This is a genomic window from Cupriavidus sp. CER-90 (assembly GCF_057652055.1).
Genome location: NZ_JBYGYM010000001.1, coordinates 2249063 through 2261613, shown reverse-complemented (window position 1 = coordinate 2261613; position 12551 = coordinate 2249063). Strand labels below are relative to the sequence as shown.

The following is a 12551-nucleotide window of genomic DNA, read 5'->3' as shown; positions in this document are numbered from 1 at the left end:
GCCGTACGCTCAGTCGCCGCGCCGTGCCAGCACCTCGTCGCGGGGCCCGGCGTCCACCACACGGCCGGCTTCCACCACGACAATGGTGTCGAACCGGGCCAGCAGGCTCGGCCGATGCACCGATGCGACGATGCAGGCCGACGGGAACGCCGCGAACATGCGGTCGAACACGCGGCCTTCGGCCTGCGGGTCCAGCGCGCTGGTCGGCTCGTCGAGCAGCAACAACGAACTGCCCTGCGCGGCCAGTGCGCCGCGCGCCAAGGCCAGCCGTTGCCGCTGGCCGCCGGACAGATTGGCCCCCCGCTCGCTGAGCGGACTGGCCAGCCCGTCGGGCAGGCGCTGCAGCACCTCGTCGAACACGCCCGTATGCACGGCGGCCTGCAGCGCCGCCGCATCGGCGGGCTCGCCGAAGGTCAGGTTTTCTTCCACGCTGGCCTCGAACACCTCCGCCTCCTGCGGAATCAGCGTGGCCAGCGCGCGCAGTTCGATCCAGTCCTCGGCCATGCCGTCGCGGCGCAGTTCGCCCTGCTGCGGGCGATAGAGACCCGCCAGCGCGCGCAGCAGCGTGCTCTTGCCCCCGCCGCTGGGCCCGACCAACGCAACGCGCGCACCGCGCCGCAGCTGCAGGTCGATACCGTGCAGCCCGCCGCGCGCATCGTCGGGGTAGCGCCACGTGGCGCCGCGCAGTTCCAGCGTCTGCCACGGGGCGTCGGGTATCACCGCGGGCACCGCCGCGTCCGGGTCGCCCGGTGTTGCCCAGATCGGCTCGGCGCTGCCGTAGTCCGTATGCATGCGCGCGAAGCTCTGGAAGTTGGAGGCCATCGCGCCAACCACGGTGGCGGCCTGCTGCGCATACTGGTAGATCATGAAGACCGTGCCCAACAGCACGGCCTGGCCCGGCTGCCGCGCCTGCAGCACGTACACCACCACCAGGATCCACGTCAGCCCCATGCCAAGCAGATCGACGGCAAACCATTTGCCTTCGTTGACCACCACCGCGCGGCGCAGCGGCGCCATCACTGCCGCCATGCGATGGTCGAGCAGCTTGCGCGACGCGGCCTGCAGCCGCAGGCCGATCACGGTGCCGGCATTGCCGACAAAATCGAGCAGCGCGGCGGCATAGCGGCGCTCCGCGTCATTCTCGGCACGGGCCAGCTGCATCAGCGTGCGATCGAATCGCAGGATGATCAGCGCGATGACCACGTAGCCGGTGACCGCGATCACGCCACTTGTGCGCGACAGCAGCGCCAGCGCGACGATCGGCCCCACGAAATTGAACGCGCTCTGCAGGTAGCCGAACTGGTTCTGCGCGAAGTCGGATAGCGCGCGGCTGGACTGCACCACCCGGTGCTGCAGTTCGCCCGAGTGCCGGCCATCGCGCCACGCCAGCGGCGCCGACGCAATGCGCGCGTAAAGCTGGTCGGACAGCCGTTCGCGTACCCGCACCCCCACATTGCGTTCCAGCACCCGGCCCGGGCCGTGCAACAGCCACGACAGCAGGTAGATGCCGATCAGGTAGACAATCCAGCGGCCAGCCACCTCCATCTGGCCCTGCTGCAGCGCGTTGATCGCCTGCGCGGCCAGCCAGGGCATGGTCAGCCGCAGCAGTTGCGCCGCCGACAACAGGGCGGCAGCACCAAGCATCTGGCCCCGCACGCCATGCGCATGGCGCCAGAGCGCACGATAGAGGTCGCGCGCCGCGCTGCCGAGGCCGACGGCGGGCGGACGAGCGGGCTTGCCGGAGGAATCGGGCGAAGCGGACGCATCGGACGAATCGGACGAATCGGACGGATCTGGCGAGGCGGACATATCGGGCACCGTCATGCAGTCATCTCTCCTGTGCGGGGGCGCGCGGGCCATCGCCGGTGGGCGACGGCGCGGGCGAAGCTTGCCATTGTGCCAAGCCTGGGCGCCGATGTCTGGCATCGTTGCCAGCACGGCCGGCAGGCCGCATGGCACGCATCCTGCACACCCACCCCCTGTCGGCCCATCGGGCCCCGGACTTCGAGGAGGACACCCATGCAGCAAGGCGACGTGCAGGACCGCGAAGAAAAGATGCAGAAACTGCGTGGAACCCGCCGCTATACGTGGACGCACCCGATCTTCCTGATCGCCATCGCGCTGATCGTGGTGGGCTACGCGGCCACGTTCTGGTAGCCCTGCGCCAGACCATGCCGCGCCCCGCCAGAACGTGCAAGCCGTGTAAGGATTACCGGCCAGGCGCGGGGGCGGACCATGAAAAAGTGAAAAAGCCGGAGACTGGCTCCGGCTTGCTCCGTACGGGCTACCTCGGACTGCGATCAGGCGAGTGCGGGCGCAAGCGCGCGCCGGTCAGACAGCCTGAACACCGACATCGATAGCGCCGGCCAGACCCCACCAGCATCGCCATCATCAGCAGCGCGCCATGGGATCAACCGAACGGAATTCCGGCCCTTCCAAAGTGGGGGGACGCTGGGCGGCCAGCCGCCGGCCCGCGCGAGCGGGACCCGCCGTCACATGACGGGCCTAGCCTTCCAGCAGCCGCGCTCCGCGCCATTCGCCCGAACGCACCAGGCCGCGTGCGGTATCGGCCAGCACCACGCGCAAGGCCAGCGCGGCGGGCGACAGTTCGTCGTCGGACAGGCTGCACAGCAGGTTCTGGCGTCCCGCCTGCGGGTCGTCGATCTGTGCCAGGTGGAAGCGCGTTTGCGCGTCGGGATAGCGGCCTACCGCCGCCCACGGCTGCAGCGTGGCGCCGAAGCCCATGTCCACGGCATCCATCAGCATGGCCAGCGAGTCAACCTCCTGGATCACGCGGGGCGTCACCTTGGCGCGCGCGAAGGCGGCGTCGAGCGTGCTGCGCAGGCCGTGGACGCTGCTTGGCATGATCAGCGGCACATCGGCCAGGTCGGCCATCGTGCGCTGCGTGGGGGGATCGGCCTTGCCCTGGGGCAGCGCCTGGCGCGACTGGATCAGGAACAGCGTTTCATCCAGGAGCGGCATCACGGTCCAGCGGCGGGCGGCGTGGGTGCCGAACAGCACGGCCAGGTCAAGCTGCCGCGCGTTGAGCATCGCAGTGAGGTGGCCCGACAGGCTTTCCACGATATGCAGCCGGACGTCGGGATAACGCTCGCGCATCGCGCGGATCAGCGGCACGCCGATCACCGACGCCGTGGTCGGCGCCAGGCCCACGCTCACGGCACCGGACAGCCGTGCCTGATGCGCGGCACGGCGCGCCTGCTCGGCATGGCGCAGCGTGAGCTGGGCTTCATGGAAAAACGCCAGGCCGGCTTCGGTGGGCGTCACGCCCTGCGGCGTGCGGCGCAGCAGCCGGGTGGAGAGTTCGCTCTCCAGCCGGCTGATCTGCTGGCTGACGGCCGATTGCACCATGTCGAGCTCTAGCGCGGCACGGCTCATGCTGCCGAGTTCGACCACCCGCACGAAATACTGAAGCTGGCGCAATTCCATCTGGTCTCCCTGCTGGGCCGACCTCCCCGCGCCCGCGGGGATCGGCTTCGATGTTGTGGGGGACTTATACCAGATACGCCGCCGGCGCGGTCCGGGCGACGCCTCAGGCCACCGCCGGCTTGACCAGCCCGTCGGCGCGGAACATCGCCTTGATGCCGCGCACGGCCTGGCGGATTCGCGATTCGTTCTCGATCAGGGCAAAGCGCACGTACTCGTCGCCGAAGTCGCCGAAGCCGATGCCGGGCGATACCGACACCTTGGCCTTGGCCAGCAGCTGCTTGGAGAATTCCAGCGACCCCAGCGCGCGATACGGCTCGGGGATCCGGGCCCAGATATACATCGACGCCTTCGGAATATCGACCTGCCAGCCGGCTTCGATCAGCCCACGCGCCAGCACGTCACGGCGCGCCTGGTACTGGGCCGCGATCTCCTTCACACACTGCTGGTCGCCCTCCAGCGCGGCAATGGCGGCCACCTGCAGCGGCGTGAACGTGCCGTAGTCGTGATAGCTCTTGATACGCGTCAGCGCGGCCACCAGATCCGGATTGCCCACCATGAAGCCGATGCGCCAGCCCGCCATGTTGTAGCTCTTCGACAGCGTGAAGAACTCCACGGCAATGTCCTTGGCGCCGGGTACCTGCATGATCGACGGCGCCTTCCAGCCATCGAACACGATGTCGGCATAGGCCAGGTCATGCACGACGAAGATGTCGTGCTTGCGCGCCAGCGCGATCACGCGCTCGAAGAAGTCCAGTTCCACGCAGGCCGCGGTCGGGTTCGACGGGAACCCGAGCACGATCATCTTCGGCTTCGGATAGCTGCCCCGAATCGCGCGTTCGAGTTCGGCAAAGAAGTCGATGTCCGGCGTCAGCGGCACCGAGCGGATATCGGCGCCGGCAATCACCGCGCCGTAGATATGGATCGGGTAGCTCGGATCGGGCACCAGCACGGTGTCGCCACGGTCCAGCGTGGCCAGCATCAGGTGCGCCAGCCCTTCCTTCGAGCCGATCGTGACAATGGCCTCCTTGTCCGGATCGATCTCCACGTCGTAGCGGTCGCGGTACCAGTGCGAGATCGCGCGGCGCAGGCGCGGGATGCCCTTCGACGCCGAATAGCCATGCGTATCGGGCCGCTGCGCGGCATCCACGAGCTTGGCCACGATATGCGGCGGCGTGGCGCCGTCGGGGTTGCCCATGCTCATGTCGATGATGTCCTCGCCACGGCGGCGGGCGGCCATCTTGAGCTCGGCGGTGATATTGAAGACGTAGGGGGGAAGACGATCGATGCGCGCAAAGCGGCGCTTGCCGGATTCGGCAGTCATGGAGGAGTCCTTTACGTGAGCGCCCGGAACCGTCCGAGCGACGTCGTGGCCGTTGTCTCGGCCACTGGGGACTGATATTAGCCAGCCGCGCGCATTTGCACAACGGGCTGGCGGCAAAAAATCAGAACATGCCGCCGGGCGGGCTGGTCGGCCGGTCGGGCGGCAGGTTGCGCACGATGCAGTCCAGCGCGTCGGCGTTGGGCTGGTTGCCGCCGAATGCGCCCGCGATCGAATCGCGATACTGCGGCACCGTGATCCGGTTGTAGTACAGCCGCGACGTCTGGTCGAGCCAGTACACGTAGTTGCTGTCGCTGTCGTCCGAGCCGCTGCGCAGCCATTCGCCCAGCGGCCGGCTGTTCAGCCGCGTGTTGGCGCAGACGGCCTGGACCTTGTCGAGATAGTTGTTGAGCCCCCGCGCCTCGTAGTTGCGGAACGAATCGGGGGCGCAGGCGGTGAGTCCGGCTGCGGCGGTCAGCACGGCAATCGACAACAACGGGCGAAGGCGGGGCATGGCGGGGTCCGTGGCAATGGGCGAGCCGCCAGTGTAGCCGCGCCGCATCGCCGCGGGAACCAGGCTTTGGGTCAGTCGTCCAGCGTTTCGTGAACGGCGGCATTGCCGCGCTTCCAATAGGCCGATGCCCGGATGCGCGTCTTGTGGATGCCGCGCTCGTTCACCAGGTACTGGCGCACGTCGCGCATCGCCGCAGCTTCGCCGGCGGCCCACACGTAGCCCTCGCCGGCCGGCAGGCTCAGCCAGCGCAACGTGGGCGTCAGCAGACTGCCCTCGGGCGCCGCTTCGTCGGCCTCGCCGCGATGTTCGTCGCGATGGATCCAGTGGACCTCGGCGTGCGGGCCGGTGGCCAGCGGAATGCGTGCCGATTCATCGGCCACCTCGGCCACGACGATCACGCGCGCAGGGCCCAGTTCCTCGATGCAGCGGCCAATCGCCGGCAGCGCGGTGTCGTCGCCGATCAGCAGGTGCCAGTCGAAGTCACGCGGAATCACGAACGACCCGCGCGGGCCGCCCACACCCAGGTACTGGCCCGGTTGCGCCTGGGCGGCCCACGTCGACGCGGGGCCGTCGCCATGCAGCACGAATTCGATGTCCAGCTCGCGGGCGGCCGTGTCGTAGCGGCGCGGCGTATAGTCGCGCGCCGGCGGGCGCGGCTGGTCCTCGGGAAACTGGATGCCGTCCGGGCCGACCTGCGGCAGCACCGGCTTGGCGGCACCGGCCTCCGGGAAGAAGACCTTGACGTGGTCGTCGAACGATCCGGAAACGAAATCGGCCAGGTCTTCGCCGCCCAGCGTCACGCGCAGCAGTTGCGGGGACACCTGCCGGGTGCGCAGCACCTTGAGCAGGCGCATCTTCAGCGGATGACGCACGCGTTGTACGGTCAGGTCACGGGTATCGCTCATATTCACTCCGGCTGGTTGGCGCCGCGCTCGCCGCGCTCAATCTCGTCGGCCGCGCGTTCGAGGATGGCGGCGATCCGGCGCTGCTCGTCGGCCGTGGCGCCGCTGCGCATCATCAGGGCCTGCTTCAGCCGTCCGCGCGCCTGCACCAGTTCTGGCGCCCAGCCGCCCTCCTCGACATCGCGCTGGGGCTGGCCGCTCATGGCGCGGCGCATGAAATCCATCTTGCGCGCCACGTGCTGCAGGCGCGCCACCATCTGCTCCAGCCGCGCGCGGTTCTGGTCCAGGTAGGCGCGGCCCGCCTCCGACAACTGGTAGCGCTTCTTGTTGCCTTCCAGGTCCACCGTGGCATAGCCCACGTCTTCCAGGAAAGTCAGCGCGGGGTACACCACCCCGGGGCTCGGCTTGTAGAAGCCCCCCGTGCGGGTTTCGAGCGCCTTGATCAGCTCGTAGCCGTGCGATGGCTTTTCATCGAGCAGCGAGAGCAGCAGCAACTGCAGGTCCTCGGCACTGAACTTGCGGCCACGCCGCAGGTTGTCGCCGTCAAAGCCATCGCCATCGCCTTCAAAGCCGCCGCCGCCCTGCGACCAGAAGCCGCCGCCCCGGCCACCCATCATGCCCATCAGCTTCATCGCCATCATGGCGCGCATGCCGCCGTGGTGCTTGCCGTGCGGGCCGCCATGGCCCATGTGATCGTGCATCCGATTGAAATGGTGTCGCATTGCTCACTCCGATATATCGTAAGACGTATCGTAAGATATATATCGTACGATATAAAGTCAAGGCCGACTTGCCGGGTGCCGATGCGGCGGAGTTCCTGTCACAATGCAAGCCACCTGAGCGCACAACAACCACGACGTAGCATCACCCATTCCAACGGAGACACGCGATGACCAGGCAGGTGGAATTCTTTTTTGACTTCGGCAGCCCCTATTCGTATCTGGCGTACAAGGAATTGCCACGGGTGGCGGCGCGCACCGGCGCCACCATCGTGTGGCGGCCGATGTTGCTCGGCGGCGTGTTCAAGGCCACGGGCAATCACAGCCCGATGGAGATTCCTGCCAAGCGGCAATGGTCGGACGGCGATCTGGACTGCTGGGCCCGGCGATATGACGTGCCATTCCGGCTCAATCCGCACTTTCCGATCAATACGCTGGCGCTGATGCGCGGCGCCATCGGCTACCAGCGCAAGGGCGAGGCGGCATTCCACCAGTATGTGGAAGCCATCTTCACGGCAATGTGGGAAACGGGCCGGAACCTGAACGATCCGGTCGAGATCGGCAAGGTGCTGGTGGCGGCGGGGCTGGACCCGCGCGAGGCGCTGGCGATGCTGGACGACCCCGAGGTCAAGGCCGATCTCAAGCGCGTGACCGACGAAGCCGTGGCGCGCGGCATCTTTGGCGCGCCGAGCTTTATCGTCGAAGACAAGCTGTACTGGGGCAACGACCGGCTGCTGTTCGTCGAGGAACAGCTGGCCGGCGGATAGTCGGATATCACCCCGGGGCTGGCACGCAAGCCAGCCGGCAAATCAGGCCAGCCGGAACGTGGCCACGGCGGCAGCCAGCTGATTGGCCTGCGATTCCAGCGAATCGGCGGCTGCGGCCGCCTGCTCCACCAGTGCGGCGTTCTGCTGGTTGACCTGCTCCATCTGCGACACGGCTTCGCTGACCTGCGTGATGCCGCTGGACTGCTCGATCGACGCCGCCGAGATCTCGCTGACGGTATCGGCCAGGCGCTTCACGGCCGCCACGATCTCTTCGATGGTGCTGCCGGCCTGCTCCACCTGCTGGCTGCCGGCGTCCACCTTGTCGACCGACGAATCGATCAGGCCCTTGATTTCCTTGGCCGCATTGGCGCTGCGCTGCGCCAGGCTGCGCACCTCGCCGGCCACCACGGCAAACCCGCGCCCCTGCTCGCCGGCACGCGCCGCTTCCACGGCGGCGTTGAGCGCCAGGATGTTGGTCTGGAACGCGATGCCGTCGATCACGCCAATGATGTCGACGATCTTCTGCGAGCTGGTGTTGATCTCGCTCATCGTATGCACCACGCCGCGCACCACCTCGCCGCCGCGTGCGGCCAGGTCAGCCGCGTTGCGCGCCAGGGCGCTGGCATGCGTGGCGCTTTCGGCGTTGTTGCCGACCGTCGATGTCAGCTGCTCCATGCTGGCCGCCGTTTCTTCGAGTGCCGACGACTGCTGTTCGGTACGCGAAGACAGGTCCGTATTGCCGGCGGCAATCTCGCGCGCGCCGGTGGTCACGGCATCGGAGCCCGCCCGCACCTTGGCCACGGTCTGCGTCAGGCCGGCCTGCATGCGCGACACGGCATCGAGCAGCTGGCCGATTTCGTTGCGACCCGCCTGCGGCACCTTGATGGTCAGGTCACCGTCGGCCACGCGCATGATCAGGTCGCGCGCCAGATACAGCGGCATCACCACCAGGCGGCGCAGCGCCAGGTGCACCACCAGGATCAGGCCGGAGGACATGGCCAGGCCCACGCACACCAGCAGGATCACGCGGTTCAGGCGCTGCCGGCCATCGCCGGCCGCCTCGTCGTTCAGCTTTTCGGCGAACTGCTGGAATCGCTCCACGCCGGCCGAATATTTTGCCCCCGACGACGTGATGTCCTTGTCGTTGATGGTCGCGTAGCCGTCGGGATCGCCGTTGCGCAGCGCATCGAGGCCGCGCTGCACGACGTCCATGTGGGCGCGGCCGGCGGCGACGATGTCGTCGCGCGTGGTGGCATCCTGTTCCGGGAAGGCGGCGGCCTTCTCGAACCGTGCGAGTTCGTCCTTCGACCTGGCGATGGACTTGGTGGCGCTGGCCAGCGCGTCGTCGTTGACCTGGCCGCTGGCCTTGGCCGAACTGTAGGCGCGCGTCAGCGCCGAGCGCGCGCGCGTCATGTCCTTGTAGGCGTCGTTGAGCAGGATCGCCCGCGACGAAATCAGGTGGATCCGTTCGGCGGCATCGCTGCTGGCGCTCAACTGGCTGACACCCAGCACGGCGCCAAATACGATCATCAGGCCAAAGATCACGAGCGTGGCCAGCAGGCCGTGGCGAATACTCAAGTTATTCATCGGGGGGCTCTACACGTATGGATTCAGCCCAGCCTTAACGTCCCACTGGCTTGAACCTTGAGGCCCCCGATACCCAGCATTTGCGTTACATCAAATTCGAAGCTTGACACGTGTCTCATGCGCCACTCAGCGGGGCATGCACGTTGGCTAAACGTAGGCGATCAACCGCCCCGCGCAGATCACCAGCATCCACGTCACCAGCGACAGCACGGCGCAAGTGCGGGCCACCGGGGGCGGCGCGCGCAACGTTTCCCATCCGCTGTTTCCGGTATGGAGCGCCCGGTAGGGACCGGCGTGGAACCATGCCGCATTGGCCAGTCCCAGCACGATCAGGCCCAGCTTGACCACGAACGCCCGGTTGCCGATCAGGTCGTCGGCATGGGCCACGAACAACAACGCGCCGCTCAGCAGGATCACCACGAAGCCGGCCAGGGTGGCCGGCAAGGCATGCCGCAGCAGCGGCGTCACCGGCAACTGGCGGCCCAGGCCGGCCAGGCGCATGTCCACCACCACGATGGATCCGAACAGCAGTGCCATGCCGGCCAGGTGCAGCATCTCGCAGGCCGGATAGGCCCATGCCGACGCCCGCAGCCATACCGCGAACGGCGAGGCTGCAAGCTGGGCGGCCAGGGCGCCGAGATCCGCCATCGGTCAGCGCAGTTCCACGGTCTGGCCGCCGTCGAATGTGATGCGCTCCACGCGCATCTCATCGGGCTTTTCCTTGCTGGCGTAGCCGACCATCGTCACCTGCTTGCCCACCGCCACCTTGTCGGCGGTGGCGCCGCGTGATTCCATGCGCGACACCGGCGCCAGCACGGCCAGCCAGCGTCTGCCCTGCACGTCCACGCGGATCGTGGCGTGGGGGTTCTCATAGTGCGTCTCCACGATCTTGCCGGTCACGGTGAGCGGTTTGGTTTCGTCGTAGGTGGACCATCCATGATGGGCAATCGCTGGCAGGCTGGCCAGCGCCATCGCGGCGGCCAGGCAAAGCACAGGGCGGGAAACGGCGATGCGCGGGAAGATCATGGCGAGACTCCTTTGCCCTGGGGCGGAAGTTTGGCTGAGGCAATGGCGAGAACACCCCCCCATCGTAGATGACCGACGGCCGAGCGCAAGGCGGAGCATCCCGCACGCCGTGGTACGCTGTGGGTCGCCCTTTTCACCCCCCTGCAGCGTCTCTTCCATCGCCATGTCCATCGCCTTCGATCTGCCACCGGCCGCGCGGCCGGGCCAGCCCGCCGACACCATCGACACCCCTTCCCTGGTCCTGGACCTGGATCGCTTTGCGACCAACCTCGACCGCATGCAGGCCGCCGCCGACCGGCGCGGCATCAAGCTGCGGCCCCACGCCAAGGCGCACAAGTGCCCTGATATCTCGCTGGCGCAGATCGCCCGGGGTGCGGTGGGCATCTGCTGCCAGAAGGTCAGCGAGGCGATTCCGTTCGTGCGCGCCGGCGTGCGCGACATCCACATCAGCAATGAAGTGGCCGGGCCTGCCAAGGCGGCGCTGCTGGCCGACCTGGCACGGCATGCCACGCTGAGCGTCTGCGTGGACGACATCGCGCAGGTCGATGCCCTGGCCGCCGCCACCGAAGCCGCCGGCAGCAGGCTGGGGGTCTTTGTCGAGGTCAATGTCGGGCAGGGGCGTTGCGGCGTCACCGACCCGGCCGCGATGCTGACCCTGGTGGAACGCATTGCGCGGCATGGCCAGTTGACGATGCGCGGGCTGCAGGCCTATCACGGCGGCATCCAGCATCTGCGCGGCTGGAACGAACGGCGCGATGGCGCCGCGCGTGCGGCCGATCGTACCGGCACCTTCATTGCGCGACTCGAAGCCGCCGGCGTCCGCTGCGACGTGGTGACGGGCGGCGGCAGCGGCAGCGTCGAGTTCGACCTGGGCAGCGGCGTCTATACCGAAATCCAGCCGGGCTCCTATGTCTTCATGGATGCCGACTACGGCGCCAACGACTATGCGGGCGCGCTGCGCTTCGAGCACAGCCTGTTTATCGCCACGTCGGTCATGAGCGTGGCGGCCGGCGATCGGGCGGTGGTGGACGCGGGACTGAAGTCGATGGCCGTCGACTCCGGGCTGCCGTGGATCTGGACCGATGGCAAGCAGTCGGCCACGCTGGACTACGTGGCCGCCAACGACGAGCACGGCATCGTGATGCCGAAACATGAAGACCTGGTGGGCAAGCTGCCCGCACTGGGCAGCCGGATGATGCTGGTGCCCGGCCATTGCGATCCCACGCTGAACCTCTACGACGAGATCGTGGGCATCCGGGCGGGCGTGGTGGAAAGTGTCTGGCCGGTATCGGCACGCGGCCTGAGCCGCTAGGCCCCGGCCACCGACGATCAGGCGGACTGGGCCACCAGTTCGTCCAGGTCGGCCGGTGCCCACGCGGCGCCGGTCCATTTTTCGAATCGCAGATCGTCCAGCGGCACGTCGGTCAGCGTGCCGATCCAGTCGGTGGGGGCCGCGCCGCAGCGCAGGCCGCTGGCGACCATCGTCATGGCTTCGGGCACGTCGATATCGGCCACGCGCGTGACCGTCGGCCATGGCAGCAGACGCATGTCGTGCGCGGGCAGGCCAAAGCGGTAGAGACCAAAGCGTGTGTGCAAGGCGGCACGCGACAGCGTTTGCCTGGCCTGGCTCAATCCGTCGTCGCGCGTCGCGGACGGATCCCATTGCTGGTTGCGCGAGAACCAGAGAATTCCGTCACCGGATCGGGGTGCCGACCCATGTGCGGCAGCAGGCATGAGCCGGCCCGAACGCGCAATGGCGACCAGCGGGGTGCCTACCGTGTAATGCCAGACGTAACCGGTTTCGTTTTCCATATGCAGCTCCTGCGAACGCCCTTTCCGCCTACCACTTTGGTGGCGGCATGCCCCGTTTACAAGCAAGGTCACGGCGTGTTGCAACCGCAACAAAAATCGAGCAAGAGGTCTCGGATCTCGCGTCACTTCCCTGCAGGCCAGAACTGGCGCGGCTTCCCAAAATTCCGCAAGTGTCACTGCTTTGGTGCACCTGTTCGTGGTTTGAGGGAAACGTCTAAAACCATAGCACAGCGCGTGGTGCATCGCAGCAGAAATTGCGCCCTGAAAGGTTGCCGAAAGCGTTCGCTACGCCACCTTTGTTCATCTTGCCGATGTCCGCAATGTCTGTACATGGACCGCAAAAATCACGAATAGCGGTATCGGAAATCTTGTCCTGGCTGTCACCCGGGTGACCTGCCCGCTGCTTACGCTGCGGACCGCATCGCGCGTCACGCGCTGCAACTTGCCACTCCCCGCACC

At 67.4% G+C, this 12551-nt stretch carries 13 protein-coding genes; 3 read left to right on the top strand and 10 right to left on the bottom strand.

Going from position 1 to position 12551, the window contains the following annotated elements; genetic code table 11:
• Positions 1-9 precede the first annotated feature (9 nt).
• Complete coding sequence (locus tag AC24R4_RS09960; RefSeq protein WP_487522872.1) at positions 10-1824, bottom strand: ATP-binding cassette domain-containing protein; 1815 nt, start codon at positions 1822-1824, stop codon at positions 10-12.
• A 195-nt stretch (positions 1825-2019) separates the two neighbouring features.
• On the opposite strand from AC24R4_RS09960, the gene AC24R4_RS09955 reads away from it, so the two are divergent.
• On the top strand, positions 2020-2157 hold the full coding sequence (locus tag AC24R4_RS09955) for a hypothetical protein (protein WP_487522871.1): 138 nt from the start codon (positions 2020-2022) through the stop codon (positions 2155-2157).
• Between the two features lie 348 nt (positions 2158-2505).
• On the opposite strand, the gene AC24R4_RS09950 is transcribed toward AC24R4_RS09955, so the two are convergent.
• The 5 genes from AC24R4_RS09950 to AC24R4_RS09930 all read right to left on the bottom strand — a co-directional run bounded on the left by AC24R4_RS09950 (position 2506) and on the right by AC24R4_RS09930 (position 6903).
• On the bottom strand, positions 2506-3447 hold the full coding sequence (locus AC24R4_RS09950) for a LysR family transcriptional regulator (RefSeq protein ID WP_400396296.1): 942 nt from the start codon (positions 3445-3447) through the stop codon (positions 2506-2508).
• 103 nt (positions 3448-3550) lie between these two features.
• The gene (gene alaC, locus AC24R4_RS09945; RefSeq protein ID WP_400396295.1) at positions 3551-4768 is read right to left on the bottom strand and encodes an alanine transaminase; all 1218 of its coding nucleotides are present in this window, start codon (positions 4766-4768) and stop codon (positions 3551-3553) included.
• A gap of 121 nt (positions 4769-4889) precedes the next feature.
• Entirely contained in the window at positions 4890-5279 is a 390-nt protein-coding gene (locus AC24R4_RS09940) for a hypothetical protein (RefSeq protein WP_487522870.1), read from the bottom strand.
• A 71-nt stretch (positions 5280-5350) separates the two neighbouring features.
• Complete coding sequence (locus AC24R4_RS09935; RefSeq protein WP_400397299.1) at positions 5351-6184, bottom strand: siderophore-interacting protein; 834 nt, start codon at positions 6182-6184, stop codon at positions 5351-5353.
• A 2-nt stretch (positions 6185-6186) separates the two neighbouring features.
• Positions 6187-6903, bottom strand: coding sequence for a PadR family transcriptional regulator (locus tag AC24R4_RS09930; protein ID WP_487522869.1), 717 nt, complete (start codon positions 6901-6903; stop codon positions 6187-6189).
• A 167-nt stretch (positions 6904-7070) separates the two neighbouring features.
• Here AC24R4_RS09930 and AC24R4_RS09925 point away from each other — a divergent pair, with 167 nt between their 5' ends.
• Complete coding sequence (locus AC24R4_RS09925; RefSeq protein ID WP_400396363.1) at positions 7071-7667, top strand: 2-hydroxychromene-2-carboxylate isomerase; 597 nt, start codon at positions 7071-7073, stop codon at positions 7665-7667.
• A gap of 42 nt (positions 7668-7709) precedes the next feature.
• Here the strand turns inward: AC24R4_RS09925 and AC24R4_RS09920 are convergent, their stop codons facing one another.
• The 3 genes from AC24R4_RS09920 to AC24R4_RS09910 form a co-directional block, all read right to left on the bottom strand.
• A complete protein-coding gene (locus AC24R4_RS09920; RefSeq protein WP_400396361.1) occupies positions 7710-9254 on the bottom strand; it encodes a methyl-accepting chemotaxis protein in 1545 nt (514 codons plus the stop codon).
• 147 nt (positions 9255-9401) lie between these two features.
• Positions 9402-9902, bottom strand: a complete 501-nt coding sequence (locus tag AC24R4_RS09915) for a DUF6644 family protein (RefSeq protein WP_487522868.1) — start codon at positions 9900-9902, stop codon at positions 9402-9404.
• A gap of 3 nt (positions 9903-9905) precedes the next feature.
• Positions 9906-10280: a DUF6152 family protein gene (locus AC24R4_RS09910; RefSeq protein WP_487522867.1), complete on the bottom strand. Its 375-nt coding sequence runs from the start codon at positions 10278-10280 to the stop codon at positions 9906-9908.
• 163 nt (positions 10281-10443) lie between these two features.
• Between AC24R4_RS09910 and AC24R4_RS09905 the strand changes: the two genes are divergently transcribed.
• A complete protein-coding gene (locus tag AC24R4_RS09905; protein WP_487522866.1) occupies positions 10444-11592 on the top strand; it encodes a DSD1 family PLP-dependent enzyme in 1149 nt (382 codons plus the stop codon).
• 17 nt (positions 11593-11609) lie between these two features.
• Here the strand turns inward: AC24R4_RS09905 and AC24R4_RS09900 are convergent, their stop codons facing one another.
• Positions 11610-12092, bottom strand: a complete 483-nt coding sequence (locus AC24R4_RS09900) for a hypothetical protein (RefSeq protein ID WP_343655674.1) — start codon at positions 12090-12092, stop codon at positions 11610-11612.
• Positions 12093-12551: the final 459 nt, after the last annotated feature.

Coding starts and splice junctions, on each gene's coding strand:
- AC24R4_RS09960 (WP_487522872.1), bottom strand. CDS start 1,824: ATGACGGTGCCCGATATGTCCGCCTCGCCAGATCCGTCCGATTCGTCC.
- AC24R4_RS09955 (WP_487522871.1), top strand. CDS start 2,020: ATGCAGCAAGGCGACGTGCAGGACCGCGAAGAAAAGATGCAGAAACTG.
- AC24R4_RS09950 (WP_400396296.1), bottom strand. CDS start 3,447: ATGGAATTGCGCCAGCTTCAGTATTTCGTGCGGGTGGTCGAACTCGGC.
- alaC (WP_400396295.1), bottom strand. CDS start 4,768: ATGACTGCCGAATCCGGCAAGCGCCGCTTTGCGCGCATCGATCGTCTT.
- AC24R4_RS09940 (WP_487522870.1), bottom strand. CDS start 5,279: ATGCCCCGCCTTCGCCCGTTGTTGTCGATTGCCGTGCTGACCGCCGCA.
- AC24R4_RS09935 (WP_400397299.1), bottom strand. CDS start 6,184: ATGAGCGATACCCGTGACCTGACCGTACAACGCGTGCGTCATCCGCTG.
- AC24R4_RS09930 (WP_487522869.1), bottom strand. CDS start 6,903: ATGCGACACCATTTCAATCGGATGCACGATCACATGGGCCATGGCGGC.
- AC24R4_RS09925 (WP_400396363.1), top strand. CDS start 7,071: ATGACCAGGCAGGTGGAATTCTTTTTTGACTTCGGCAGCCCCTATTCG.
- AC24R4_RS09920 (WP_400396361.1), bottom strand. CDS start 9,254: ATGAATAACTTGAGTATTCGCCACGGCCTGCTGGCCACGCTCGTGATC.
- AC24R4_RS09915 (WP_487522868.1), bottom strand. CDS start 9,902: ATGGCGGATCTCGGCGCCCTGGCCGCCCAGCTTGCAGCCTCGCCGTTC.
- AC24R4_RS09910 (WP_487522867.1), bottom strand. CDS start 10,280: ATGATCTTCCCGCGCATCGCCGTTTCCCGCCCTGTGCTTTGCCTGGCC.
- AC24R4_RS09905 (WP_487522866.1), top strand. CDS start 10,444: ATGTCCATCGCCTTCGATCTGCCACCGGCCGCGCGGCCGGGCCAGCCC.
- AC24R4_RS09900 (WP_343655674.1), bottom strand. CDS start 12,092: ATGGAAAACGAAACCGGTTACGTCTGGCATTACACGGTAGGCACCCCG.